Annotated in this window: 25 protein-coding genes; 15 read left to right on the plus strand and 10 right to left on the minus strand. The window is 62.3% G+C overall.

The genetic code is table 11. The annotated features are described in order from the left end of the window. Positions 1–12: 12 nt before the first annotated feature. The 4 genes from OZ428_RS13300 to OZ428_RS13315 all read right to left on the minus strand — a co-directional run bounded on the left by OZ428_RS13300 (position 13) and on the right by OZ428_RS13315 (position 3,064). Positions 13–789, minus strand: coding sequence for an amino acid ABC transporter ATP-binding protein (locus OZ428_RS13300; protein WP_033903145.1), 777 nt, complete (start codon positions 787–789; stop codon positions 13–15). Then, positions 782–1,447: an amino acid ABC transporter permease gene (locus OZ428_RS13305; RefSeq protein ID WP_033903146.1), complete on the minus strand. Its 666-nt coding sequence runs from the start codon at positions 1,445–1,447 to the stop codon at positions 782–784. The genes OZ428_RS13300 and OZ428_RS13305 overlap by 8 nt, the downstream gene beginning before the upstream one ends. 8 nt (positions 1,448–1,455) lie before the next feature. After that, a complete protein-coding gene (locus tag OZ428_RS13310) occupies positions 1,456–2,097 on the minus strand; it encodes an amino acid ABC transporter permease (protein ID WP_269133672.1) in 642 nt (213 codons plus the stop codon). Positions 2,098–2,173: 76 nt separating this feature from the next. Next, positions 2,174–3,064: a transporter substrate-binding domain-containing protein gene (locus OZ428_RS13315; RefSeq protein WP_269133673.1), complete on the minus strand. Its 891-nt coding sequence runs from the start codon at positions 3,062–3,064 to the stop codon at positions 2,174–2,176. A 267-nt stretch (positions 3,065–3,331) separates the two neighbouring features. Between OZ428_RS13315 and OZ428_RS13320 the strand changes: the two genes are divergently transcribed. Next, positions 3,332–3,796: an Lrp/AsnC family transcriptional regulator gene (locus OZ428_RS13320; RefSeq protein ID WP_269133674.1), complete on the plus strand. Its 465-nt coding sequence runs from the start codon at positions 3,332–3,334 to the stop codon at positions 3,794–3,796. Between the two features lie 215 nt (positions 3,797–4,011). Here OZ428_RS13320 and OZ428_RS13325 read toward each other — a convergent pair whose 3' ends face one another. Continuing rightward, positions 4,012–4,734 carry a FadR/GntR family transcriptional regulator gene (locus OZ428_RS13325; protein WP_016978830.1) on the minus strand — a complete coding sequence of 241 codons (723 nt, stop codon included), beginning with the start codon at positions 4,732–4,734 and terminating at the stop codon, positions 4,012–4,014. Between the two features lie 48 nt (positions 4,735–4,782). Further along, complete coding sequence (locus tag OZ428_RS13330; RefSeq protein ID WP_033903150.1) at positions 4,783–6,519, minus strand: IlvD/Edd family dehydratase; 1,737 nt, start codon at positions 6,517–6,519, stop codon at positions 4,783–4,785. A 192-nt stretch (positions 6,520–6,711) separates the two neighbouring features. On the opposite strand from OZ428_RS13330, the gene OZ428_RS13335 reads away from it, so the two are divergent. From OZ428_RS13335 to araH, 7 genes are read left to right on the plus strand one after another with little or no spacing between them, the layout of a single operon-like run. Next, positions 6,712–8,034: an MFS transporter gene (locus OZ428_RS13335; protein WP_269133675.1), complete on the plus strand. Its 1,323-nt coding sequence runs from the start codon at positions 6,712–6,714 to the stop codon at positions 8,032–8,034. A gap of 15 nt (positions 8,035–8,049) precedes the next feature. Beyond that, on the plus strand, positions 8,050–9,039 hold the full coding sequence (araD1, locus tag OZ428_RS13340; protein ID WP_269133676.1) for an AraD1 family protein: 990 nt from the start codon (positions 8,050–8,052) through the stop codon (positions 9,037–9,039). A gap of 10 nt (positions 9,040–9,049) precedes the next feature. Further along, on the plus strand, positions 9,050–10,630 hold the full coding sequence (locus OZ428_RS13345; protein ID WP_269133677.1) for an aldehyde dehydrogenase (NADP(+)): 1,581 nt from the start codon (positions 9,050–9,052) through the stop codon (positions 10,628–10,630). 36 nt (positions 10,631–10,666) lie between these two features. Continuing rightward, on the plus strand, positions 10,667–11,530 hold the full coding sequence (locus tag OZ428_RS13350) for an SMP-30/gluconolactonase/LRE family protein (RefSeq protein ID WP_269133678.1): 864 nt from the start codon (positions 10,667–10,669) through the stop codon (positions 11,528–11,530). A 35-nt stretch (positions 11,531–11,565) separates the two neighbouring features. Then, positions 11,566–12,570 carry a substrate-binding domain-containing protein gene (locus OZ428_RS13355; protein WP_016976497.1) on the plus strand — a complete coding sequence of 335 codons (1,005 nt, stop codon included), beginning with the start codon at positions 11,566–11,568 and terminating at the stop codon, positions 12,568–12,570. Beyond that, the gene (gene araG / locus OZ428_RS13360; protein WP_269133679.1) at positions 12,567–14,069 is read left to right on the plus strand and encodes an L-arabinose ABC transporter ATP-binding protein AraG; all 1,503 of its coding nucleotides are present in this window, start codon (positions 12,567–12,569) and stop codon (positions 14,067–14,069) included. Before OZ428_RS13355 ends, araG begins: the two co-directional genes overlap by 4 nt. A 9-nt stretch (positions 14,070–14,078) precedes the next feature. Continuing rightward, entirely contained in the window at positions 14,079–15,047 is a 969-nt protein-coding gene (araH, locus tag OZ428_RS13365) for an L-arabinose ABC transporter permease AraH (protein ID WP_269133680.1), read from the plus strand. 93 nt (positions 15,048–15,140) lie between these two features. On the opposite strand, the gene OZ428_RS13370 is transcribed toward araH, so the two are convergent. Further along, on the minus strand, positions 15,141–16,289 hold the full coding sequence (locus tag OZ428_RS13370; RefSeq protein ID WP_269133681.1) for an aldose epimerase family protein: 1,149 nt from the start codon (positions 16,287–16,289) through the stop codon (positions 15,141–15,143). A gap of 137 nt (positions 16,290–16,426) precedes the next feature. Between OZ428_RS13370 and OZ428_RS13375 the strand changes: the two genes are divergently transcribed. After that, positions 16,427–17,194 carry an SDR family NAD(P)-dependent oxidoreductase gene (locus OZ428_RS13375; RefSeq protein WP_177114757.1) on the plus strand — a complete coding sequence of 256 codons (768 nt, stop codon included), beginning with the start codon at positions 16,427–16,429 and terminating at the stop codon, positions 17,192–17,194. 6 nt (positions 17,195–17,200) lie between these two features. Here OZ428_RS13375 and OZ428_RS13380 read toward each other — a convergent pair whose 3' ends face one another. Continuing rightward, on the minus strand, positions 17,201–17,797 hold the full coding sequence (locus tag OZ428_RS13380; RefSeq protein ID WP_269133682.1) for a glutathione S-transferase: 597 nt from the start codon (positions 17,795–17,797) through the stop codon (positions 17,201–17,203). A 130-nt stretch (positions 17,798–17,927) separates the two neighbouring features. Then, the gene (locus OZ428_RS13385) at positions 17,928–18,929 is read right to left on the minus strand and encodes an AraC family transcriptional regulator (protein ID WP_269134175.1); all 1,002 of its coding nucleotides are present in this window, start codon (positions 18,927–18,929) and stop codon (positions 17,928–17,930) included. Positions 18,930–18,994: 65 nt separating this feature from the next. On the opposite strand from OZ428_RS13385, the gene OZ428_RS13390 reads away from it, so the two are divergent. Further along, positions 18,995–20,221: an MFS transporter gene (locus OZ428_RS13390; RefSeq protein WP_269133683.1), complete on the plus strand. Its 1,227-nt coding sequence runs from the start codon at positions 18,995–18,997 to the stop codon at positions 20,219–20,221. A gap of 1 nt (position 20,222) precedes the next feature. On the opposite strand, the gene OZ428_RS13395 is transcribed toward OZ428_RS13390, so the two are convergent. Beyond that, the gene (locus OZ428_RS13395; RefSeq protein ID WP_269133684.1) at positions 20,223–21,080 is read right to left on the minus strand and encodes a LysR substrate-binding domain-containing protein; all 858 of its coding nucleotides are present in this window, start codon (positions 21,078–21,080) and stop codon (positions 20,223–20,225) included. Between the two features lie 134 nt (positions 21,081–21,214). Here OZ428_RS13395 and OZ428_RS13400 point away from each other — a divergent pair, with 134 nt between their 5' ends. From OZ428_RS13400 to yghU, 5 genes are all read left to right on the plus strand, one after another. Next, entirely contained in the window at positions 21,215–22,264 is a 1,050-nt protein-coding gene (locus tag OZ428_RS13400) for an agmatine deiminase family protein (RefSeq protein WP_269133685.1), read from the plus strand. Then, positions 22,261–23,142 (plus strand): N-carbamoylputrescine amidase, encoded by an 882-nt coding sequence (gene aguB / locus OZ428_RS13405; protein WP_269133686.1) that lies wholly within the window; start codon positions 22,261–22,263, stop codon positions 23,140–23,142. Before OZ428_RS13400 ends, aguB begins: the two co-directional genes overlap by 4 nt. Next, positions 23,139–24,212: an extracellular solute-binding protein gene (locus OZ428_RS13410; RefSeq protein ID WP_269133687.1), complete on the plus strand. Its 1,074-nt coding sequence runs from the start codon at positions 23,139–23,141 to the stop codon at positions 24,210–24,212. Before aguB ends, OZ428_RS13410 begins: the two co-directional genes overlap by 4 nt. A 252-nt stretch (positions 24,213–24,464) precedes the next feature. Then, complete coding sequence (locus OZ428_RS13415) at positions 24,465–25,565, plus strand: agmatine deiminase family protein (protein WP_269133688.1); 1,101 nt, start codon at positions 24,465–24,467, stop codon at positions 25,563–25,565. 44 nt (positions 25,566–25,609) lie between these two features. Then, complete coding sequence (yghU, locus tag OZ428_RS13420; RefSeq protein ID WP_038849352.1) at positions 25,610–26,443, plus strand: glutathione-dependent disulfide-bond oxidoreductase; 834 nt, start codon at positions 25,610–25,612, stop codon at positions 26,441–26,443. The last annotated feature ends 74 nt before the right edge of the window (positions 26,444–26,517 follow it).

Below are 26,517 nucleotides of genomic sequence, written 5' to 3' on the forward strand. Positions count from 1 at the left end.
GAAGTGGCAGGCTTAGGCGGTCGCGGTGCGGTAGCGGCCCAAAAACTGGCGGACCCGCTCGCTGTCCGAATGGGTGAAGAATTTTTCGGGCGCGGCGCGTTCCACCACCAGGCCCTTGTCGATAAACACCACCTCATTGGAAACCGCGCGGGCGAACTCCATTTCGTGGGTGACAATCACCATGGTGAAGCCGTCTTCGGCCAGCGCACGCATCACGGCCAGCACCTCGCCGACCAGTTCCGGGTCTAGGGCGGAGGTGGGTTCGTCGAACAGGATCACCTCAGGGTTCATCGCCAGCGCACGGGCGATCGCCACGCGCTGGCGTTGCCCGCCGGACAGCGACCAGGGATAGGCATCGTGTTTATGCGAGAGCCCGACCTTGTCCAGCAGTGCCGCTGCCTGTTCGTTGGCCTCTTTGCGGTTGACCCCCATGACATGGATCGGCGCCTCGGTCACGTTTTGCAGCACCGTCAAATGCGGCCACAAGTTGAACCCCTGGAACACCATCGCGGTGCGTGCGCGCATGGCGGCCAGTTCGCGGTTGGACATGGGCTTGAGGCTGTCGGGCTTGAGGCCCATGCGGTCGCCGCCCAGGTAGATCTCGCCGGCATCCGGCACTTCCAGCCAGTTGATGCAGCGCAGCATGGTCGACTTGCCGGAGCCGGAGGAGCCCAGGATGCTGACGGTCTGCCCGCGCTCGACGGTCAGGTTGATACCACGCAGCACTTCGATGCCGCCAAAATGTTTGTGCAGGTCGCGGATTTCCACGACGGGCGCTGATTTATTCATGGACCAATCCTCTTTTTTGCGCGCGTCGCGCCAGGCGCTGCAGCAGCGCTTCGACGATCAGCGTGATCGACCAGTACAGCGCGATCACCAGAATGAACGGCGGCAGGGGTACGAAATATTTGGCTTGAACAGCGGACGCGGCGGCGGTCAGGTCCATCAACGTGATGATCGAGAGAAACGCCGTGTCCTTGAGCACACACACCAGTTGGTTGCCGAACAGCGGGCCCGAGCGCATGACCATCTGCGGCAGCAGGATCCGCCAGTACATCGTTGCGTTGATAAACCCATGGGCCCACGCGGCTTCCGCCTGGCCGGCAGGCAATGCGATGCGGGCGGCACGCAGGATCTCGGCGAAGTAAGCGCCGTGGTAGGTGATCAGCGCGATAAAGCCAGCGGTCCACACGTCCAGACGGACTCCCGCATTGGGCAGCCCGTAATACAGCAGGTACAAAAAGATCAGGAAGGGCAGCATGCGCATCAGGTCCAGCAGGCCGCGCAACAGCCTGCGTGGGAGGTTCTGCCGACCTTCGAGCAAAAACGCAATGCCGCATGCCAGCCCGAAGGCACACACCGCCGACACGCAAAACAGCAACAGGGTGTTCTGCAAACCGGTGGCAAACAGCGCGGCGTTGTCCCACAACATGGTCAAACCGTTCATGGGGCCTCCTACATGGCCAGGCGCTTGGCGCGCGCATCAGCGATTCGTTGAAAGCGCACCAGGGCGCCGATGATCAGGATGTAGAACACCCCGGCGGCAAGGATCGGTGGCAGCGGGTCGTACGTGACGGCAGCGATGCGGTTGGTCACGCGGGTCAGGTCGACGATGCCGATCATCGCGATGGCCGGGCTGCTCTTGACCAGCAAAGACATCTCGTTGACCAGGCCGGGCAGGCTGGTGGTTATCATCTGCGGCAACATGATCCGGCGCAGGGTCAGGCCGGTGGTCATGCCGGCCGCCTTGGCCGCTTCCACTTGTTCGCGGGAAAAACTGTTGAGCGCGCCGCGCCAGATTTCCGCATTGAAGGCGGTGGTGTTGAGGGTCATGGCACCGATGGCGACGATGCGTGGGTCGATCTCCCAGCCGATGGACGGGGCGATCACAAACAGGAACAGCACCAGCGTGACCATGGGCGTGGCCCGGATCAGGCTGACATACAGCGCCAACAAGGGGCTGAGAAGCGGGATCTTCGCGGCCCGGAGCATCGCGACAACCAAGCCCAGCACCACCCCCAACAGGATGGAGATGCCGGATATCCAGATCGTCGTCCAGGCGGCATGAAGGAGCGTGAGCCAGTCACTGCCAGTCATCATGAATTCCTTGGATCGAGCGCGTTGCCCGGCCGCCAGCGGGCCGGATCAACGCGGGTGATAGACGCCGTGCGATCTACTGCGCGGTCAACTGCTTGAACTGTTCGACCGAGGTGATCGGCTCGCGTGGCAGGTTGTCGAAGGCTTGGCCCAGCCATTTCTTCTGCAGTTCGGCCAACTTGCCGGTGTCGCGCAAGTGATTGACGAAACCGCTCAGGTACTCCAATAGCGCGGTGTTGCCTTTTGCCACGGGCCAGGCAATGAAGCCCATGCCCGAGGTGGGCTCACCCACAGCGAAGACCTTGGGGCGTTCCTTGACCAGCATATTGGCCGGCACGATGGAGTTGACCACGTAGTCCAGACGGCCGTTGGCCAAGTCGGCGTAGGCTTCCGGATAGGATTGGTACTGCACGACCTTGCCCAATGAGCCGCCGAGGGACTTGAGCTTGGCGTCGAGCTGGGTCAGGCGCGCCAGTTGCGCACCGCCGGCCTGTACGCCCACGGTCAGGCCGGACAAGTTGGCGAGGCCCTTGATGCGCCCGTCATCCGCGCGCTTGATGTAGTAGGACACCTCGGGGGCCACCGGCGCCACGAAGTCGAAGGCGCCCAGGCGTTCTTCGGTCACGCCGGCACCGGTGATGGCAGCGTCGTATTTGCCCGAGGTGATCCCGGCCAGCAGGCCAGTCCAGGGCATGATGTCCTGGTTGACCTTGAACGGCGCGTACTTGCGCAGTTCGGCGATCACGTCTTTATGAAAGCCGTCGGATTCGCCGTCCTTGATGAATTCGAAAGGGTAGTAGCTGTCTTCGGTGGCGACGCTCAATACGCCCTTCGCCTCGATTTGCTCCAGCGTCGCTGCCTGGACACCCAGGCTTGTGCCCAGCAGCAGTGCTGCCGCGCCAAGGGTGAGATAACGCCGTGCCGTGGAGACGAAGTTGTGCCGGTTTTGCTGCTGATCAAGTTTCATGAAGGATTCCCAGTGAAAAGGCGAAGGGCAGTGGCGAGCACAAAGGGAGGGGGTCATGTGGTCTCCTTTCTTATTGTTATTTGCGGTGCAGATGATGCTAAGGCCTGCCTTGCGCACGATTGGCCGAAAATGCACGGCGTAAATGCACCATTCTTGCGTTTTGGCATTTTGTTGCGTGGTTGGCGTGGGAAGTTGCTAGATTCTCGGTGGCTGGCGCAACGAATCTGCGTCAACCGGCGTTTTGCGCCCTTCACCGAGGAATGCCCTATGCAGTTGGATGCTTACGACAGGAAGATCCTCAATGTTCTGCAGGAGAACAACCGACTGTCCCAGCGCGAACTGGCAGAGTTGGTCAACCTGTCACCGTCGGCGGTGAACCGACGTATCGTCGCGCTGGAGAAAGCCGGCGTGATCAGCCAGAACGTGAGCATCGTCGACCCCACGGCCGTGGGGCGGCCGATCACGGTGATCGTTGAAGTGAAGCTGGAAAATGAACGCCTGGACCTGCTGGACGAGATCAAGCGGCGTTTCGTGGGCTGCCCGCAGGTGCAGCAGGTGTACTACGTGACCGGTGATTTTGATTTTTTGCTGGTGATGAATGTGAAGGACATGAGCGAATACGAGCAACTGACCCGTGAGCTGTTCTTTTTCGGCAACATCAAACAGTTCAAGACCTTTGTCGCCATGCAAAACAACAAGCGCACGTTTGCCATTCCTATCGAGCTTGAGTAGCCGTCGAAGTCGGATATCTGTCACGCGTGAAGTGGCAGCGCACGGCGAGTTATTCAGCGGGAAAACGGGTTGCTTGAGGAGGTGAGGTTTTTGTGGCGAGGGAGCTTGCTCCCGTTCGACAGCGAAGCTGGAGCCGGCTGTTTGGGGCCGCTTCGCAGCCCAACGGGAGCAAGCTCCCTCGCCACAGGTTCAGTGCAGCTCAAGGAATGGCGCAATCAGAGCGGCGTGAGCACATTCATCACGGTATCCAACGCCACCCGCGTGTCATCCAGTTGCACCAGCGACGCGTGCCGCGCCCCAAGCGCATCACGGTTCTGGATCGCGGTAAGGATTGCTTTGTGCCGGGGCAGGCTCAGGCCCTGGATGTCCGGGCGGCGGTTGGTGATGTTGATCGACTCGCGCAACGGCAGCGACAGCATGTTGCACATGTAGGCCAGCAGGTCATTGCGGGTGGCATCGGCAATCGCGCGGTGGAAGTCCAGGTCAGCCTGCAGCAGCTGTTCGTGGGTCTGCGCGGTTTCCATGCCCAGGTAGGCTTGCTCGATGGTGGCGATGTCTTCGTCGGTGGCGGTGGTCGCGGCCATGGCGGCGATTTCCGGTTCGAGGATGCGCCGGACGCCGGCCAGGGTGTTGAAGAACTCGCTGTGGGGCGTGGATTGCATCAACCAGGACAGCACGTCCGGGTCGAGCAGGTGCCATTTCAAGCGTGGCCGCACCACCGCGCCCACCCGTGGCTTGGAATACACCAGGCCCTTGGCGCTGAGCACGCGGGTCGCTTCACGCAACACCGAGCGGCTGACCTTGTACTCCTCGCAGAGCGTGGCCTCCATGGGCAAGCGTTCTTCGGGCTTGAAGCGACCGGAAACGATGTGCATGCCCAAATCCTGGACGATCTGGGCATGCTGGCTCTTGCGCGGCTTGGGCGGCTGGTGATCCATGACGACAGGACGGCTCTGGCTTAAAGACGCGGCATCATAGCATCCCAATTAGTGGGAATGCCTTGGGACTTCCGCCCCACGGCAACCCACCAGGAAGTCAAAGTCGCAGCCCTGGTCGGCCTGCAGCACATGGTCGATGTACAGCTGGCGATAGCCGCCGACGATCAGCTTCTCGGGTGGCGCCAGGTCGGCCATGCGGGCCGCCAGCTCTGCGTCGGGGATGTCCAGGTGCAGGCGGCCATTGGCGCAGTCGAGTTCGATCCAGTCACCTTCCTTGACCGTGGCCAACGGACCGCCGGCCGCCGCTTCCGGCGCCACGTGCAACACCACCGTGCCGTAGGCCGTGCCGCTCATGCGCGCGTCGGAGATCCGCACCATGTCGGTCACGCCTTGGGCCAGCAGCTTGGCGGGCAAGCCCATGTTGCCGACTTCGGCCATGCCCGGGTAACCCTTGGGCCCGCAGTTTTTCATGACCAGGATCGAGTTGGCGTCCACATCCAGTTCCGGGTCGTTGATGCGCGCCTTGTACATGTCGAAGTTCTCGAACACCACGGCGCGACCTCGGTGCTGCATCAGTTCAGGGCTGGCGGCGGACGGCTTGAGGACTGCACCGAGAGGCGCCAGGTTGCCGCGCAGCACGCAGATACCGCCGTCGGCGCGGATCGGGTTGTCGAGGGTGCGGATCACTTCGTCCTGGCCGTAGATCGGCGAGTCCTGGGTGTTCTCGCCGAGGGACTTGCCGTTCACAGTCAAGGCATTCGGATGGGGAATCAGGTTGGCTTCACCGAGGCGACGCAACACGGCGGGCAGGCCCCCGGCATAGTAGAACTCTTCCATCAGGAAGCGCCCCGATGGCTGCAAGTCGACGATGGTCGGCATGCCACGGCCCATGCGGGTCCAATCGTCCAAATCGAGTTCGACGCCAATGCGCCCGGCGATGGCCTTGAGATGGATCACCGCGTTGGTCGAGCCGCCGATGGCGGCATTCACGCGGATCGCGTTTTCAAACGCTTCTTTAGTGAGGATCTTCGACAGCTTCAAATCTTCGCGCACCATCTCCACCGCGCGCATGCCGGACATATGCGCCAGCACATAACGCCGCGCATCCACCGCCGGAATCGCCGCGTTGTGCGGCAGCGAGGTGCCCAGTGCCTCGGCCATGCAAGCCATGGTCGACGCGGTGCCCATGGTGTTGCAGGTGCCCGCCGAGCGCGACATGCCGCCTTCGGCCGCCAGGAAATCATCCAGGGTAATGGTGCCAGCTTTCACCTGTTCGCTGAGCTGCCACACCACGGTGCCCGAGCCGATGTCCTGGCCCTTGTGCTTGCCGTTGAGCATCGGCCCGCCGGTGACCACGATGGCCGGCACGTCGCAACTGGCGGCGCCCATCAGCAGGGCGGGGGTGGTCTTGTCGCAGCCGGTCAGCAGCACCACGCCGTCAATCGGGTTGCCGCGAATCGCTTCTTCCACGTCCATGCTAGCCAGGTTGCGCGTGAGCATGGCGGTGGGGCGCAGGTTCGATTCGCCATTGGAGAACACCGGAAACTCCACCGGGAAGCCACCGGCCTCGATCACGCCGCGTTTGACGTGCTCGGCGATCTGGCGGAAATGCGCGTTGCACGGGGTCAGCTCCGACCAGGTGTTGCAAATGCCGATGATCGGTTTGCCATGGAACTGATGGTCGGCAATGCCCTGGTTCTTCATCCAGCTGCGGTACATGAAGCCGTTCTTGTCGGCAGTACCAAACCACTGGGCGGAGCGTAGGCCGGGCTTTTTATCAGACATGATCGATTCTCTTATTGTATGACTATATGTTCTATACGTGCTTAAGCATAAGCGCAAAAACCCTGCTTTGGAAGAGTTGTTTTGCAAATAGTCATACTATATAGTCGGCTTCAACTGAGGTATGGCCCTGGCGGATTTTCGCGAGAGGCGTCCCCCGAGCTTCTATAAAAACAACAATCGGAGATCGACCCCATGAGCCAGGAACTGCGGCTTATTCGGCGCATCACGCTGAAACTGATTCCCTTCCTGATCCTGCTGTACCTGATCGCCTACGTGGACCGCTCCGCCGTGGGTTTCGCCAAGTTGCACATGGGCGCCGACGTCGGCATTGGCGACGCCGCCTACGGCTTGGGCGCAGGGTTGTTCTTCATCGGCTATTTCCTCTTTGAGATCCCCAGCAATCTGATGCTCGACCGCTTCGGCGCACGGCGCTGGTTTGCGCGCATCATGATCACCTGGGGCGCCATCACCATCGGCATGGCCTTCGTGCAGGGGCCGCACAGCTTCTATGTGATGCGCTTTTTGCTCGGGGCGGCGGAGGCGGGGTTCTTTCCGGGCGTTCTGTACTACATCACCCAGTGGTTTCCGGTGCGCCATCGCGGCAAGATCCTCGGGCTGTTCATCCTGTCCCAGCCCATCGCGATGATGATCACCGGGCCGGTGTCCGGTGGTTTGCTGGGCATGGACGGCATCCTTGGCCTGCATGGCTGGCAGTGGCTGTTTATCGTCATCGGCACGCCGGCGATCCTGCTGACCTGGCCGGTGCTGCGCTACCTGCCGGACGGCCCCAAGGAGGTCAACTGGATGAGCGAGGATGAAAAAGCCTGGCTGACCGGCGAACTCGCCAAAGACCTGCAAGCCTACGGCCAAACCCGTCACGGCAACCCGCTGCATGCCTTGAAAGACAAGCGCGTGCTGTTGCTGGCGCTGTTCTACCTGCCGGTGACCCTGAGCATTTATGGCCTGGGCCTGTGGCTGCCGACCTTGATCAAGCAATTCGGCGGCAGTGACCTCACCACCGGTTTCATCTCTGCCGTGCCGTACATCTTCGGCATCATCGGCCTGCTGATCATCCCGCGCAGTTCCGACCGTTTGAATGATCGCTACGGCCATCTCGCCGTGCTTTACGTGCTGGGCGCCATCGGCCTGTTCTGCAGCGCCTGGCTGAGCGTGCCGGTGCTGCAAATGGCCGCGCTGTGCCTGGCGGCGTTCGCGATGTTTTCTTGCACGGCGGTGTTCTGGACCTTGCCGGGACGGTTCTTTGCCGGTGCCAGTGCGGCGGCGGGCATTGCGTTGATCAACTCGGTGGGCAACCTCGGCGGTTATATCGGCCCGTTCGTGATCGGCGCGCTCAAGGAGTACACCGGCAACCTGGCGTCGGGCTTGTACTTTTTGTCCGCAGTGATGGTGTTTGGCTTGCTGCTGACGGGTGTGGTCTACCGCCAGCTGGAGCGCAAGCACGTGCTGCCTGTCGACCAATTCGCCGCCAGTGCCCGTGGCGCTACACGTACTTGATTCAGGAGAAATGACATGCGTTTGGTTCAGTTTGAATTACGTAACGGGGACCGCCGGGTTGGCGTGGTGGACGGCAGCAAAGTGCGTGAGGTCAACAGCGCCCGCACGGTGCGCGAACTGGCCCTGGCTGCGATAGACGCCGGTGTCGGCCTGGCGCAACAGGTGGACAGCCTGGGCTTGGGCGACAGCTACGATTACGCCACTTTGCTGGCCGACCTGAAAATCCTGCCGCCGTTGGACCACCCGGACCCGGCCCACATGCTGATCAGCGGCACCGGCCTGACCCACCTGGGCAGCGCCTCGGCGCGGGACAAGATGCATCAGGCCGGGGATGACACCGCGCTGACCGACACCATGCGCATCTTCAAATGGGGCGTGGAGGGCGGCAAGCCGGAATCCGGTCAGGCAGGCGTGCAACCGGAGTGGTTCTACAAGGGCGACGGCAGCATTGTGGTGCGCCCCGGCGCGGCCTTCCCGTCGCCGCCTTTCGCGGAAGATGCCGGCGAAGAACCGGAGATCGGCGGCCTCTACGTCATTGGCCCGGACAGCCAGCCCTATCGCGTCGGTTTCGCAGTGGGCAACGAGTTCTCCGACCACGTTATGGAGCGCAAGAACTACCTGTACCTGGCCCATTCCAAACTGCGCAGTTGCAGCTATGGCCCCGAGTTGCGCGTGGGCGAGTTGCCCCAGCACCTGGCGGGCACCAGCCGCATTCTGCGCGACGGCGAAGTGATCTGGCAGAACGAATTCCTCAGCGGCGAGGCCAATATGTGCCACAGCCTGGAAAACCTCGAATACCACCACTTCAAGTACCGCCAGTTCCTCACGCCGGGCGATGTGCACGTTCATTTCTTCGGCACCGCCACGCTGTCATTCGCCGACGGTATCCGTACCCAGCCGGGCGATGTATTCGAGATCAGCCAGGCCGAGTTCGGCGCGCCGCTGGTCAACCGTGTCGGCAGCAGCGAAGCAGCGTTCGCACCCGGCAGCGTCATCACCCTTTAAGGAGAAAACTATGACCTCGTTCCTCGGCCACAACTACATCGGCGGCCAGCGCAGCGCCAACGGCAGCGTCACCTTGCAAAGCGTCGACGCCACCACCGGCGAAGCCTTGCCCCAGGTGTTCTACCAGGCCACGCCGCAGGAAGTCGACGCCGCCGCCAAGGCCGCCGCGCAGGCTTACCCTGCGTACCGTGCGTTGAGTGCGGCGCGCCGTGCGCAGTTCCTGGATGCAGTGGCCGATGAGCTGGACGCGCTGGGGGATGAGTTTGTCGATCTGGTCTGTCGCGAAACCGCCTTGCCCGCCGCACGCATCAAGGGGGAGCGCGGGCGTACCAGCGGCCAGATGCGCCTGTTCGCCACGGTGTTGCGTCGCGGTGATTTCTACGGCGCGCGCATCGACAAGGCGTTGCCAGATCGCCAGCCGATGCCGCGCCCGGACTTGCGTCAATACCGCATCGGCCTGGGGCCGGTAGCCGTATTTGGTGCAAGCAACTTCCCCCTGGCGTTTTCTACTGCGGGCGGCGACACCGCTGCCGCGCTGGCGGCAGGTTGCCCGGTGGTATTCAAGGCCCACAGCGGGCATATGGCGACGGCCGAGCGGGTTGCCGATGCAATCATCCGCGCGGCCAAAACCACCGAGATGCCCGCCGGTGTGTTCAATATGATCTTCGGTGGCGGCGTCGGTGAAGCGCTGGTCAAGCACCCGGCGATCCAGGCGGTGGGCTTTACCGGCTCGCTCAAGGGCGGTCGTGCGTTGTGCGACATGGCGGCAGCGCGCCCGCAGCCGATCCCGGTGTTTGCCGAGATGTCGAGCATCAACCCGGTGCTCGTGCTGCCCAAGGCCTTGAAATCACGGGCCGAAAGCGTCGCACGTGACCTGACCGCCTCGGTGGTCCAGGGTTGCGGCCAGTTCTGCACTAACCCAGGCCTGGTGATTGGCATCGCATCGCCTGAGTTCACCGCGTTCACCCAGCAAGTTGCGCAATTGATCGGCGACCAACCGGCGCAGACCATGCTCAACACCGGCACCCTGGGCAGCTATGGCAAGGGCCTGGAAAAGCTCCTGGCACATCCGGGCATCCAGCACCTGGCGGGCAGCCCACAGGCTGGCAACCAAGCGCAACCGCAGTTATTCAAGGCCGATGCGAGCTTGTTGATCGACGGCGATGAAGTGCTGCAGGAAGAAGTCTTCGGCCCAACCACCGTGTTTGTCGAAGTCACTGACCAAGCCCAGCTCAGCGCCGCTTTGCGAGGGCTACACGGCCAACTCACCGCCACGATCATTGGCGAGCCAGCTGATCTGCAACAGTTCGCTGAACTCACGCCGCTGCTGGAACAGAAGGTCGGCCGCATCTTGCTCAACGGTTACCCGACCGGTGTGGAGGTCTGCGATTCGATGGTGCACGGCGGGCCGTACCCGGCCACGTCGGATGCCCGTGGCACGTCGGTCGGCACCTTGGCCATCGACCGCTTCCTGCGCCCCGTGTGCTTCCAGAATTACCCTGATAGCCTGCTGCCCGACGCGTTGAAAAACGCCAACCCGTTGCGTATCCAGCGGCTGGTGGATGGCACGCCATCTCGCGACCCGCTGTAACGCGCACCTGAGAACAACAACAATCCAGGAGGCATCATGTCGTGTATCGCCGTTACCCCGCACCGTGCGCAGTTGGGCGAAGATCCGTTCTGGGACGCGCCGACCCAGGCACTGTACTGGGTGAATATCGCCGGTAAACAGGCGCTGCGCCTGATGGGAGGGCAGTTGCAGGTGTGGCAGTTGCCCGAGCATGTCTCGGCGTTCATCCCGTGTGAAAGCGGCGATGCCTTGGTGACCCTGAGCAGCGGCGTGTATCGCCTCGACCTGGCCACCGAAGCCCTGACCCTGCTGTGCGTCGCGGACCCGCAACCGGGCAACCGTGGCAATGAAGCGCGCTGCGATGCCCAGGGCCGCCTGTGGCTAGGCACCATGCAGAACAACATCGGCGAGCAGGGCGAGGATCTGCCCATCACCCGACGCTCCGGCGGCCTGTTTCGTATCGATGTTGATGCGCAGGTCACGCCGTTGCTCAGTGGCCTGGGCATCCCGAATACCTTGCTGTGGAGCGACGACGGCCGCCATGTGCACTTTGGCGACAGCCTGGACGGCACGTTGTACCGGTATGCAATTCAAGCCGACGGCCAGCTCGATCCCGCGCAGGTCTGGTTCGGCCCCCACGAACGTGGCGGGCCGGATGGCTCGGCCATGGACGTTGACGGTTACACCTGGAACGCCCGCTGGGACGGCAGTTGCCTGTTGCGCCTCACGCCCGACGGCGAGGTGGACCGCATCATCGAACTGCCCGTCAGCCGCCCGACCAGTTGCGTGTTTGGTGGCCCGGATCTCACCACCCTCTATATCACCAGTGCCGCGAGCCCTTTGGATCACCCCCTGGATGGTGCGGTATTGGCCATCGAGGTTGATGTGCCTGGAAAACCCTGTCACCGCTTTGCCGGATAAGTCCCCTTTAAAAACAACAACAAGGAGTCACCCGTATGAATCGTCGTCGTGGTTTGCGTTCCCTGTGCTGCGCCGCTGTGGCGGTCTCGGCCATGAGCTTGAGCGGGCTGTTGCTGGCCGCTGAAGAGGTGAAGATCGGCTTCCTGGTCAAACAGGCTGAGGAACCGTGGTTCCAGACCGAGTGGGCCTTTGCCGAGAAAGCCGGCAAGGAACATGGCTTCACCGTGATCAAGATCGCCGTGCCCGATGGTGAGAAAACCCTCTCGGCCATCGACAGCCTGGCCGCCAACGGTGCCAAAGGCTTTGTGATCTGCCCGCCGGACGTGTCCCTCGGCCCGGCCATCGTCGCCAAGGCCAAGGCCAACGGCTTGAAAGTCATTGCAGTGGATGACCGCTTCGTCGACGCCAAAGGCAACTTCATGGAAGACGTGCCGTACCTGGGCATGGCGGCCTTCGAGGTCGGCCAGAAGCAAGGCGCCGCTATGGCCGCCGAAGCGAAAAAACGCGGCTGGGACTGGAAGGACACCTATGCGGTGATCAACACCTTCAACGAACTCGACACCGGTAAGAAACGCACCGATGGCTCGGTCAAATCCCTGGAAGAAGCTGGCATTCCCAAGGATCACATCTTGTTCACGGCGGCCAAAACCCTGGATGTCCCAGGCTCCATGGACGCGACGAACTCGGCCCTGGTGAAACTGCCCAGCGGCGCGAAAAACCTGATCATCGGCGGCATGAACGACAACACCGTGCTCGGCGGCGTACGCGCCACTGAAAGCGCCGGCTTCAAGGCGGCCAACGTGATCGGCATCGGCATCAATGGCACCGACGCCATCGGCGAACTGAAAAAACCGAGCAGCGGCTTCTTCGGCTCGATGCTGCCGAGCCCACACATCGAGGGCTATAACACCGCGCTGATGATGTACGAGTGGGTCACAAAAGGCACCGAGCCACCGAAGTACACGGCCATGGACGAAGTGACCCTGATCACCCGTGAAAACTTCCAGGCCGAGCTGACCAAGATCGGACTGTGGCAATGACCGCTGCCGCCTTGCGATTTGACGGCATCGGCAAAACCTTTCCGGGGGTCAAGGCGCTGGATGGCATCAGCTTCAGCGCCCACCCTGGGCAGGTGCACGCGTTGATGGGCGAGAACGGCGCGGGCAAGTCGACGCTGCTGAAGATCCTCGGCGGCGCCTACATTCCCAACAGCGGCACGCTGCAGATCGGCGAGCAGGTCATGGCCTTCAAAAACGCTGCTGACAGCATTGCCAGCGGCGTGGCGGTGATCCATCAGGAACTGCACCTGGTGCCGGAAATGAGCGTGGCCGAGAACCTGTTTCTCGGGCATTTGCCGTCGCGCTTTGGTGTGGTCAACCGGAGGCTGCTGCGAGAGCAGGCCCTTGCTTGCCTGAAGGGCCTGGCGGATGAAATCGATCCTGCCGAGAAGCTCGGGCGTCTTTCCCTGGGCCAGCGCCAACTGGTGGAAATCGCCAAGGCGCTGTCCCGTGGTGCCCATGTGATTGCGTTTGATGAGCCCACCAGCAGCTTGTCGGCGCGCGAGATCGACCGCTTGATGGCGATCATCGCGCGCCTGCGGGATGAGGGCAAAGTGGTGCTCTACGTGTCGCACCGCATGGAGGAAGTGTTCCGCATCTGCAATGCAGTGACCGTGTTCAAGGACGGCCGCTACGTGCGCACTTTCGAGGACATGAGCACGCTGACCCATGACCAGTTGGTAACGTGCATGGTCGGCCGCGATATCCAGGACATCTACGACTACCGCCCACGTGAGCACGGCGAGGTGGCTCTCAAGGTCGACGGCCTCTTGGGGCCCGGCCTGCGTGAGCCGGTCAGCTTCAATGTGCGTAAGGGCGAGATTCTTGGCCTGTTCGGGCTGGTCGGGGCAGGGCGCACGGAGCTGTTCCGCCTGCTCAGCGGCCTGGAGCGTGCCAGCGCCGGGCAACTGCAACTCTGTGGCGAGCCGCTGCATTTGCAGTCACCCCGGGATGCCATCGCGGCCGGCGTGCTGTTGTGCCCGGAAGACCGCAAGAAGGAGGGCATCATTCCGCTGTCCAGCGTCGCCGAGAACATCAATATCAGCGCGCGGGGCGCCCATTCCACGTTTGGCTGGCTGCTGCGCGACGGCTGGGAGAAGGGCAACGCCGACCAGCAGATCAAGGCCATGAAGGTCAAGACGCCCAACGCGGCGCAAAAGATCATGTACCTCTCTGGCGGCAACCAGCAAAAAGCCATTCTCGGCCGCTGGCTATCGATGCCGATGAAAGTGTTGCTGTTGGACGAACCCACCCGTGGCATCGATATCGGCGCCAAGGCCGAGATCTACCAGATCATCCATAACCTCGCTGCTCAGGGCATTGCGGTGATCGTGGTGTCCAGCGACCTCATGGAAGTGATGGGCATCAGCGACCGCATCCTGGTGCTGTGCGAAGGCGCGCTACGCGGAGAACAAACCCGCGAGCACGCGACTGAATCCAACCTGCTGCAATTGGCCTTGCCGCGCAGCCTGGCGAACTGAGAGACGATTATGACCCCTCAACACAACGTGCTGCCCACCGCGCGCAAGCCGCTTGACCTGCGTGCGCTGCTCGACAACTGGGCGATGCTGCTGGCCGCCGTGAGTATCTTTTTGCTGTGCGCCTTGCTGATCGACAACTTCCTTTCACCGTTGAACATGCGCGGGCTGGGCCTGGCGATTTCCACCGTGGGCATTGCCGCGTGCACCATGCTGTTCTGCCTGGCGTCGGGGCATTTTGACCTGTCGGTGGGCTCGGTCATCGCCTGCGCCGGGGTGGTGGCGGCGATTGTGATGCGCGACACCGACAGCGTCATGCTTGGCATTGGCGCGGCGCTGCTGATGGGCCTGATGGTGGGGCTGATCAACGGCATCGTCATCGCCAAGCTGCGGGTCAATGCGTTGATCACCACGCTGGCGACCATGCAGATCGTGCGTGGCCTGGCGTATATCTTTGCCAACGGCAAGGCAGTGGGCGTGTCCCAGGAGCAGTTCTTTGTCTTCGGTAACGGCCAGTTGTTTGGCGTGCCGGTGCCGATCCTGATCACCATTTTGTGCTTCCTGTTCTTCGGCTGGCTGCTCAACTACACCACCTACGGGCGCAACACCATGGCCATTGGCGGCAACCCGGAAGCGGCATTGCTGGCGGGGGTGAACGTGGACCGCACCAAGATCCTGATCTTCGCTGTGCATGGGGTGATCGGGGCGTTGGCTGGGGTGATATTGGCGTCGCGCATGACCTCGGGCCAGCCGATGATTGGCCAGGGCTTTGAGCTGACAGTGATTTCGGCGTGCGTGCTGGGCGGGGTTTCGTTGAGTGGCGGGGTAGGGATGATCCGCCATGTAATCGCCGGGGTGTTGATTTTGGCGATCATCGAGAATGCGATGAATCTGAAGAACATCGACACGTTCTATCAGTATGTGATCCGGGGTTCGATCCTTCTGCTGGCCGTTGTGATCGACCGTATGAAACAACGCTGAACCCTTGCCATTTTAAAATTCACCTATGATGAACGGGCTTGCTTGTGGTGAGCGGGCTTGCCCCGCTCACCACATAGTCCCCGCTCTCACAGGTTAATCGGTGGTGAATTTGAAGACGGTGTTCTGGGTATAGGTCTGCCCCGGATTCAGGCGCGTAGAGGCAAACGTCGGCTGGTTAGGCGCATCCGGGAAATGCTGGGTCTCCAGCGTAAACCCGCTCCAGTGCTGATAGGTCTTCCCAGCCTTGCCCTTCACCGACCCATCCAGGAAGTTGCTGGTATAAAACTGCACCCCAGGTTCGGTGGTAAACAGCTGCAAGCGCCGCCCCGACTCAGGATCATGCACCTCGGCCGCAAGCTGCTTCACATCACCTTTGTTATCCAGCGCCCAGTTGAAGTCAAACCCACCCTGTTTCGGCTCGGCAAACTTGAGCTGCGGGTGATCCTCCTTGATGTGCTGGCCGATGGGTGTCGGTTTCAGGAAGTCCATCGGCGTGCCCTTGACGGGTGCCAGTTCGCCGGTAGGGATCAAGGTGGCATTCACCGGCGTGTAATGGCTGGCGTGCAACGTGGCAACCTGCTTGAGAATGTCGCCATTGCCCGCGCCCGCCAGGTTGAAGTAGCTGTGGTTGGTGAGGTTGAGCACCGTGGGTTTGTCGGTGGTGGCCTTGTAGTCGATGTGCAGTTCGTTGTTGTCATTGAGGCTATAGGTGACCTCGGTCTTCAGGTTGCCGGGGAAGCCCATTTCACCGTCCTTGGACAGGTAGGTGAGGGTCACGCCCACCGAGTCCTTGGCCTTGACGGGCGTGGCTTTCCATACGTGCTTGTCGAAGCCCTGGGCGCCGCCATGCAGCGAGTTGGGGCCGTCGTTGAGCGGCACCTGGTAGCGCTTGCCGTCGAGCTCAAAAGCGCCACCGGCCAGGCGATTGCCGAAGCGCCCGATGGTCGCGCCGAAAAATGCGGTGCCGCTTTGATAGCCCTGCACGTCGTCGAAGCCCAGCACCACGTCCTCGACCTTGCCGTGTTTGTCCGGCACCTTGAGCGACTGCAACACACCGCCGTAGGTGATCACCGTGGCTTGCATGCCGTGGCTGTTGCGCAGGATGTACTGTTCGACGGCGGTGCCGTCGTTGGTTTTACCGAAAGGTTTGTGTTCGCTGGTGAGGCCTGCGGCCTGGGTGCCGCCGCTGGCGATCAGCATGGACATCGCCAGGCCCGACAGCAGGTATCGAGGGTGCTTCATGATCGAACTTCCTTTTGTTGTTTTGAGTGGAATAGTTCTACTAATGTGCGATATTTTGTCGATAGAGCAGCGAATTTATAGCCTTTAACGCCATTTTTGCAAAATAAAATAAGACTAATTAAGCGAGGCAAGCTTTCATGACGACCCAGCACGCTGTTTACCCCGACCTCGAAGGCAAGACGGTCCTGATCTCCGGAGGCGCTTCGGGCATTGGCGAATTCATGGTGCGCGCCTTCGCCGCCCAGGGTGCCAAGGTCGGCTTTGTCGACCGCGCGCAAAGCCAGGGCGAACGCCTGGCAGCGTTGCTGAGTTCGCGCGGGCACACGGTGGAATTCGTGAACTGCGACATCACCGACGAGATCGCCTACAAGGCCGCCATCACGCGCTTCGAGCATTCCCTGGGGCCGATCACTGTGCTGGTGAACAACGCCGCCAATGACGTGCGCCACAGCCTAGAAGAAGTCGACTCGGAAATGTTCGATCGACTGATCTCCGTCAACCTCAAGCACGCCTTCTTCGCCGCCAAGGCCGTGGTGCCGATGATGAAAAGCGCGGGCGGCGGGGCGATCATCAACCTCGGCTCCGTCGGCTGGATGATGGCGTCCGCCGGCTACCCGGTGTACGCCGCCAGCAAAGCCGCCGCCCACGGCATGACCCGCGCCCTGGCCAGGGAATTGGGGCCGAGCCAGATCCGCGTGAATACGCTGGTGCCGGGTTGGGTCATGACCGAAAAACAACTGGCGATGTGGGTCGACGATGCGGCCAAGGAACTGATCAGCCGCAGCCAGTGTTTGCCGGGCAGCGTGCTGCCGGAACACATCGCGAATATGGCGTTGTTTCTTGCCTCCGATGCCTCGGCGATGTGTTCGGCGCAGAACTTTATTGTGGATGGCGGCTGGGTGTAGGTCCGCTTACTCGATCGGGTGTTTCTTGAAGACAGGATGCTGTTCCAGCCGCTCGGCGTGGCGTCTCAGGTTGGGAAACGCATCCGCCTTGACCACCGACGCCACAGTGAATTGGCTGAACGACCAGGCCACCGCCGCTGTAATCGACGCCTGGGTCAGCACCTCACTGTCAGGCAGTTGTTTTTCCAGCAGCGAATAAGCAGCGAGCAACTGCCCGCTGACCCGGTCCAGCCAAGGCGCATGCAGCTTTTCGGCCGGGCGCAGGTTGTGCTCGTAGACAATCTGGACGCTTTTTTCGCAGGCTGCCAAGGCCAGGCCTAGGATATGCAGTTCCCGGGCGCGCGCGTCGGGGTGCTGCGCGAGCAGCTTTTTGTCCGCCGGGGCCAGGGTTTCCAGGTAGTCCAGAATCAGGCTGGAGTCCATCAGCACGGTGCCATCGTCCAGCACCAGGGTGGGAGCCTTCACCACCGGATTGATCTGGGCGAACGCGTCGAAGCTGCGGAATACCGACAGCGGTTCATGCACAAAATCCACCCCGTACAGGTCCAGGCAAATCGCCACGCGTCTTACGTAAGGCGAGTCCAGCATGCCGATCAGTTTCATGAAGCCTCCATTGCTTACCACGTGATGGGCTCAAGAGAGTAAGGGCTCAGGATCGGCCTGCGCAATGGCCCGCCGTAATTGCTGATAGCGTCGGATCTTCTGTTCAAACGCCGTGGCGGCATCCGTGAACTCATGTCGGGCCAGCTCTCCGGCGCTGACGGCTGGCCCCCGGTGGTTGGCCGGTAATGCGCTTGAACGCACGGCTGAACGCTGCCCGAGAGGTATAGCCCAGGCGCAGTGCCACTTCCTCGATGGGCAAACGCTCCAAGGTCAGCCATTGGCTGGCCAGGCGCATGCGCAATTGCGTCACGTAGCGCAGGGGCGGGATGCCCAGGGTGGCCTGGAAGCGCTCGGCGAACACCGAACGGGAGGTGTGACAGTGCGCCGCCAATTCGGCCACACTCCAATCGCGGCCAGGCTGCTGGTGCAAGACGAGCAGGGCACCGGCCAATCGCGTGTCGCGCAGCGCCGCCACCAATCCCGATGCATTCCCGCAGGCACATTCCACCCAGCCCCGCACGATCATGGCGGCGACCACATCGGCCAGGCGCGCGAGGATGCCGCAGTAGCCGATGCGGGCAGCCGACACTTCACGTTCCATCACTGCCAGGATCGGCATCAGGCCGGGGTAACGCTGGCCCTGGGCATCGATCAGCATCAAGGCCGGCATCAGGCTACCGAGCCCCTGGAGACTGCCGAGTTCGAACGCCATGCAGGCGCTGAACAGCAAGGTGCTGGGGGGCGTATCAGGGGACGCATCCACGGCGCAGACGGTATCGCCCAACGCGGTCGCGGCAAAGCCGTCAATGTCCTGCACAGGCCTGTCCGTATCGGAGGACAGCGCATGGGCGCCGCCGTGGGAGATGAACACGGCATTGCCTGCCGACAATTCAAACAGGCCACCGTCGTCGGTTTTCAGAGTGGCCGTGCCTGCGGCCAGGAAGTGGAAGTAGGCATGTCCGGGTTTGGCCTCAAAGCCCATGCCGAAGCTCGGTCCGGCCTGGATGCGCCGGTACTGCACCCCACTCAGGCGCATGCCGCGCAGCAGTTCGTCGATAAGGTCGGAGGACTGATTGAAAGGCGCCATTGCAGTCATGGTCGGGGTTTCGGTCAAAAACTCAAGGGTCTGCATCATAGATCATCCGGATGGGCGAACCTAGACTGGCCGTCGCGCTAATTTCCCGAGGATGTTGTGTGATGAATGATTATGTAGTCCAAACCGCTCACCCTGCCCAAGTGGCGCCCGACGCGCCCGCCTGGATGGCGGTGTTTTCCCTGGCCATGGGGGTGTTTGGCTTGTTGACGGCGGAGTACCTGCCGGCCAGCTTGTTGACGCCAATGGCGCTGGACCTGGGCGTGTCCGAGGCGCTCGCTGGCCAGGCCGTGACGGTGACGGCAGTGGTGGCGTTGTTCGCCGGGCTGCTGGTGCCCGGCCTCACGCGTGGGATCGACCGACGCGTGGTGCTGCTGGGTTTCTCCCTGCTCATGATTGCCTCAAACCTGTTGGTGGCGTTCTCTTCAAGCCTGGCGGTGCTGCTGCTGATGCGCATCCTGCTGGGCGTCGCCCTGGGCGGTTTCTGGAGCATGGCAGCCGCCGTGGCGATGCGCCTGGTGCCGGCGGCGCTGCTGCCCCGAGCGCTGTCGATCATCTTCAGTGGTATTGCGGTGGGCACGGTGGTCGCCGTGCCGCTGGGCAGCTACCTCGGTGGTCTGTATGGCTGGCGCAGTGCGTTCATTGCCGCCGCCGCTGTCGGTGCAGTGACGTTGGCGTTCCAACTGTTCACGCTGCCACGCCTGGCGCCCACGGGCACCGCACGTCTGCGCACGGTACTGGACGTGCTGCTGCGTCCGGGCATCGCCATCGGCATGTTTGGCTGCGTGCTGGTTCACACCGGGCACTTTGCGCTGTTCACCTACATCCGACCTTTCCTGGAAAGCACCACGGGGGTGGGGACAGAAGGGCTGGCGTTGATGCTGCTGGGGTTCGGCGCAGCCAACTTTGTCGGCACGCTGCTGGCCGGTTGGATGCTGGTGCGTTTTCCGCGCGGCACTTTAGTGTTGATGCCGGTGTTGGTGGGCGTTGCGGCGCTGGCCCTGGTGTTGCTCCCGGCCTCTCTGCCAGGCCAGGCATTGCTGCTGGCGCTGTGGGGCATGGCCTTTGGCGGAGTGCCCGTGGCGTGGTCGAACTGGGTGGCCCGCGCCGTGCCGGACCAGGCTGAGAGTGCCGGCGGCATGGTCGTGGCGTCGGTGCAGTCGGCCATTGCGGCGGGTGCGGCCGGTGGGGGCGCGATGTTCAGTCTCAGTGGCATCGACGGCGTGTTTCTCGGCGCCGGTGTGTTGATGTTGCTAGCGGCGTTGTTGATTGCGTTGCGGGTGCAGGTGCCGCGCACCGAGGCAGGTATGGGCGCGGCGCTGCACCTTTGAACTAGGCCTCCAGGTGGCTCAGTAACCACGCCGTGAAACTGCGCGCCAGCGGATCCTGCTCGCTGTCGCGATGGGTCAGCAGCGCCCAGCTCGGCCCGCGAATCGTCGCGTCGACCAGTGGCGTGAGCAACCCGTCGGTTTGCGCCTGACGGCTCAGCAACTGGCTGACCAAGCCAATTCCCAGGCCGGTACATACGGCGTCGAGCAATAGGCCGGGGTCGGAGAAATTCAGGCCCTGGTCCTGCTGCCCCACATCAATCCCGGCTTCCACCGCCCAATGGCTCCAGTCCATTTCCCGCTCGCCGTGCAGGGTAGTGCGTTGTGCCAGGGGCAGCTTCAACAGCCGTGGGTGGCAGGCGGGAAACAGCCGGTCGGCGTGCAGCACCTTGAAGCTGCATTCGGCCTGGGAGCTGATGTCGTCGCGCACGGCCAGGTCGATGGTCTGGCTGGCCATGTCGGGCACTTCGTCGGTGCTGAAGATCCACAGGTCGACTTCCGGGTGTTGCCGGCGGAAATCCGCGAGCCGTGGCAACAGCCAGTGCCGGGCAAAGGTCGGCGTGGTGTTGAGCACCAGTTGGTTGGGCTTGCGATACTGCCCCAGGCGCCGCACGCCCACCGCCAGTTGCTGCAGCAGCGCTTGGGTGGTGCTGAGGAAGTCATGGCCCGCGTCGGTCAGGGCCACGCTGCGTCCGCTGCGGAAAAACAGCGGCTGTTCCAGGTATGCCTCCAGGCTGCGGATCTGCTGGCTGATCGCCGATTGGGTCAGGTGCAGTTCTTCGGCGGCCTTGTGGAAACTGCCCAGTCGCGCCGCAGCTTCAAAGCCGCGCAGGGTGCCGAGGGGCGGCCAGTGGTTGAGCATGCTGATAAGTTCCTCTAATCAGTTTTCTACAAAATCCATCGTTTGTCCGGCTTTGCAAGCCGCCATAGCATGTGTGCCAAGACTCCGTGGGCAGTTTTCACTGAACACAATGACTTAACTGAAGGGTACTTGTCATGCAGCAGAATGCAATGCAAAGCAATGGTTGGTGGATGCCTGCGGAGTGGGCCCGGCATGCGGCGACGTGGATGGTCTGGACGCACAATCGGGCCTTGTGGGAAACCACGTGGGGCGTGACCCTGGCGCAGGTGCAGGAGGATTTTGCACGGGTGGCCAATGCGATCGCTCGCTTCGAACCGGTGAAAATGCTGGTTGATCCGTCTGCCGTGGCGGGCGCCAAGGCGCTGTGCGGGCCGGGCATCGAGCTGATCGAACAGGCCGTCAACGACAGCTGGTGCCGCGATTCCGGCCCGACCTTTGTCTGCCATCCGCAGCTGGGCACGGCCGGTGTGAGCTGGCGCTTCAATGCCTGGGGTGGCAAGTCGGCCCATGATTTGGACGAAAGTCTGGCACGTCGGGTGCTCAATCACCTGGGGCTGGAATGTTTCGGCACGCCCCTGAGCAATGAAGGCGGCGCGATCCATGTGGACGGCGAGGGCACGCTGATCACCACCGAATCGGTGCTGCTCAACCCCAACCGCAACCCCGGCGTGAGCAAGGCCGAGATGGAAGCCATCTTCACGCGCCTGCTGGGCATCAAGAAGACCATTTGGTTGCCCGGCGACCCGGACTACGTCACGGGCGACATGACTGACGGGCATGTTGATGGTGTTTGTGCGTTTGCCCGCCCTGGCGTGTTGCTGGTCGATGCAACTCACGATCAAAGCTCTGTATACGCCGAAGTGGTGCGCGAAAACCGTCGCGCCCTGGAACTCGCCACCGACGCCCGAGGCCGCCATTTCGAGCTGATCGAGCTGCATGAAGCCACCGATGCGGTCGACACCGACGCCGAGGTGTTCTGCGCCTCCTACACCAACTTCTACATCGCCAACGGGGCAATTATCATGCCGGCCTATGGCATTGCAGCCGATCAGGTCGCGGCCGAAGTCTTGGCCCAGGCGTTTCCCGGTCGCGAGATCGTACCGGTGCAGATCAACCACCTGGCCCATGGCGGCGGCGGCGTGCACTGCATCACCCAGCAACAGCCAGCCTGGGTGAAGCCATGAGTATTCTGACCATTGCCACTACCCAAATGCACTGCACCTGGGACCTGCCGGGCAACCTCGACCGTGCCGAGCAGTTGGTGCGAGATGCGGCGGCGCAGGGCGCCCAGGTCATCCTGTTGCAGGAGCTGTTCGCCACGCCGTATTTCTGCATCGAGCAACACCACAAACATTTGGCGTTGGCCGAGGACTATCAGCACAGCCACGTGCTTAAGCGTTTCGCCGCACTGGCCAAGGAGTTGGGCGTGGTATTGCCGCTGAGTTGGTTTGAAAAGGCCGGCAACGCATTCTTCAATTCCCTCAGTGTGGCGGATGCCGACGGGCGCTTGCTCGGCGTGTACCGCAAGACCCATATCCCGAACGCCATCGGCTATCAGGAGAAAGAATATTTCAGCCCCGGCGACACAGGTTTTCGCGTCTGGGAGACGGTCTTCGGGCGCCTGGGCGTGGGCATCTGCTGGGACCAGTGGTTCCCGGAGACCGCGCGCTGCCTGGCGTTACAAGGCGCCGAAGTGCTGCTGTTTCCCACCGCCATCGGCTCGGAACCCGGCTGCGCCACGCTCGACTCGAGGGACCATTGGCAGATGACCATGCGCGGCCACGCGGCGGCGAACCTGTTGCCGGTAGTGGCGGCCAACCGCGTCGGCCGTGAAGTGGCGACCACCGACCCGAGCCTGCAAATGGACTTCTACGGTTCATCGTTCATCTGCGACCACAAGGGCAAGCTGCTGGCTGAAGCGGATCGCGACTCCACCGGCGTTCTGCTGCGCAGCCTCGATCTGTCCGCCATGCGCGAAGACCGCCTGACCTGGGGCATCTATCGCGACCGTCGCCCGGAGATGTACGGCGGCCTGCTGACCCTGGATGGGCGTCCATCATGAAGCGGCTATTGAGTTGTGCGCTGATCATGACGAGTGTCTGCGCCTCGGCAGAGGACAAAACCCTCAAGCTCTACAACTGGGCTGACTATTTCGCCGCCGACACCCTGTCCAAATTCACCGCCGAGACCGGTATCCGGGTGATCTACGACGTGATGGATGGCAGTGAAACCCTGGAAGCCAAGTTGATGGCCGGCGGCAGCGGCTACGACCTGATCTTCCCCGGCGATACCGTGGCCGAACGCCTGATGCGCGCCGGCAGCCTGCAAGCACTGGACCCCGCCAAGCTCGACGCCATGAGCGACATCGAGCCGGGCCTGCAGAAACTGCGCACCCACTACGTCAACTCGAACAAAGCCACGGTGCCCTACACCTGGGGCACGATCGGCCTGACCTACAGCACCCAGCAGATCCAGCAGCGCATGCCGAATGCGCCGGTCAACAGCCTCGACCTGCTGTTCAAGCCGGAGAACGCGGCCAAATTCGCCGATTGCGGCATCTCGCTGATCGATTCACCGGACGAAGTCCTCGCCGTGGTGCTCAACTACCTGGGCCGCGACCCGCGCAGCGCCAAGCGTGAAGACTTGGCGGCGGCCAGTGAGCTGCTGCTCAAGGTGCGGCCGTACATCCGCAAGTTCCAGTCGCAACCGGTGACCGACCTGGTCAATGGCAACCTGTGCCTGTCCCTCGGCTACAGCGGCGACATGACCCAGGCCCAGCGCGCCGCCGATGCGGCCGGCAAAGCGGTAACCTTCGGCTATCACATCCCCCGCGAAGGCACCACGGTGTGGATTGACACCATGGCCATCCCGGTCGACGCCCAGCACCCGGAATACGCCTACGCCTTCATCAACTTCGTGATGCGCCCGCAAAACATGGCCGCCATCACCAACCTCACCGGCTACCCCACGGCGAATGCCAAGGCGCGGCCGGACGTGGAGGCGAGCATGCGCGATAACCCGGACATCTACCCGGACGCGGCGACCTTCGAACGGTTGATCGCCGGCAAGGACATCCCCCAGGCCGATATGCGCGCACGGATGCGTGTATGGACTAAATTCAAAACCATGTAGCTGAGGGGCTTTTGTGGTGAGCGGGCTTCTGTGGTGATGGGGCTTGTTGTGGTGAGCGGGCTTGCCCCGCGCTGGGCTGCGCAGCGGCCCCAAAAAAAACGGGAGCGCTACGCACTCCAGCGCGAGCAAGCTCGCTCACCACAAAAACCGCTCACCACAAAAAACCACTCATAACCAAAGCCCATTCACCACAACAAACGCCTCCATCACAGAAGCGCCACTTTCAACCCAACACCGTAACCAGAGAACCCCATGCCAACCCGTCGCACCTTCATCAAACAAGCCAGTGTGGTCTGCGCCATGACCTTGATCGCCCCGCATCTACGCGCCGCCACCCGCGGCGGCTTCTACATGCCCGACGAGGGCGAAAAACACCGTCAGGCCTTCATTGCCTTTGGCGCCCAGGACGCCATCTGGGAAGACTTTACCGCCGACGTGCAGGCCGCTTTGGGCCGTATCGCCAGGGCGATTGCTGATCACGAACCGGTCACCGTGTTCTGCCGTGAAGACGAACGCCATCTTGCGGAAAAACACTGCGGCACCCGCAACATTACCTTCGTGGAAACCGAGCTGGATGACATCTGGATGCGCGACACCGGCGCCAACTTCGTCATCGACGGCAGCGGCAGCCTGGGCGCGGTGGACTTCAACTTCAATGGCTGGGGCAACAAGCAGCAGCACGACGATGACGCGCTACTGGCGGCCCAGATCGCCGAAGCAACCGGCGCCCGGCCTATCCGCAGCGAATTGGTGGGCGAGGGCGGCGGGATTGAAGTCGACGGCCTCGGCACCGGCATCATGACCGAAAGCAGCTGGATCAACCGCAATCGCAACCCGGACTGGAGCAAGGCCGAGGTCGAGGCGGAGCTTAAGGAGCGCCTGGGCTTGCGCAAGATCATCTGGCTGCCGGGCATCAAGGGTAAGGACATCACCGACGCCCACGTCGATTTCTACGCACGCTTCGTCTCCCCCGGCGTAGTGCTGGCCAACCTCGATACCGACCCTGAGTCCTATGATCACAAGGTCACTCTGGCGCACCTGGAAATCCTTAAAAAGGCCACCGACGCCGATGGCCGGCCTTTGCAGGTGCACACGGTGTCGCCACCGCTCAACCCGCGTAAAAGCAAGTTCAGTAGGGGCAATGCGGATTTCGCAGCGGGCTACATCAATTACTTCGTGATAAACGGTGCGGTGATCGCCCCGGAGTTTGGCGACCCGGTGGCGGACCGCAAGGCACTGGACCTGCTGGCCCGGCTCTACCCGGACCGCGAGGTGGTGGCGCTGAATATCGATGCCATTGCGGCGGGTGGCGGTGGCATTCACTGTGTGACGAGCCATCAACCTTTGGTTTAGTCTGGAGCGCTTCGCCGATCGCAAACGCCTCTGGAGCCGTCAGCATGACCGATTACGTACCCCCGAAAGTGTGGACCTGGGACACCGAAAATGGCGGCACCTTCGCCAGCATCAACCGACCGATTGCCGGTGCCACCCACGAAAAAGACTTGCCGGTGGGCAAGCACCCGCTGCAGCTGTATTCCCTGGCCACGCCTAATGGCCAGAAGGTCACGATCCTGCTGGAGGAGCTGCTGGCGCTGGGTCACAGCGGTGCGGAATATGACGCCTGGCTGATCAAGATCGGTGACGGCGACCAGTTCGGCAGCGGTTTTGTGGGGGTGAACCCGAACTCCAAGATCCCGGCGCTGTTGGATCGCAGTGGTGCCACACCGATTCGGGTGTTCGAGTCGGGCGCGATTTTGCAGTACCTGGCCGAGAAGTTCGGCGCGTTCTTCCCCACCGAGCCTGCGGCCCGTGCCGAATGCCTGTCGTGGCTGTTCTGGCAGATGGGCAGTGCGCCCTACCTGGGCGGTGGTTTCGGGCATTTTTATGCCTATGCGCCGAGCAAGATGGAGTACGCGATCAACCGCTTTGCCATGGAAACCAAGCGTCAGTTGGACGTACTCGACCAACGCCTGGCGGTGAGCGAATACATAGCGGGTGATGAATACACCATCGCCGATATCGCGATCTGGCCGTGGTATGGCGGGTTGGTCAAAGGCCGCCTGTATGGCGCGGCGCAGTTTTTGTCGGTGCATGAGTACAAGCACGTGTTGCGCTGGGCAGACGCCATCGAAGCGCGGCCAGCGGTGCAGCGCGGGCGGCGGGTGAATCGGGTGTCCGGTGAGCCCCATGAGCAGTTGGCCGAGCGGCATAACGCCAGCGACCTGGACTGACCGAGGTAAACTGTGGCGAGGGAGCTTGCTCCCGTGGCGGCCTTCAGATCGCCATGGGAGCACGCTCTTTTGCG

This window comes from Pseudomonas sp. GXZC (genome assembly GCF_026967615.1).
Lineage (GTDB): Bacteria > Pseudomonadota > Gammaproteobacteria > Pseudomonadales > Pseudomonadaceae > Aquipseudomonas > Aquipseudomonas azotoformans_A.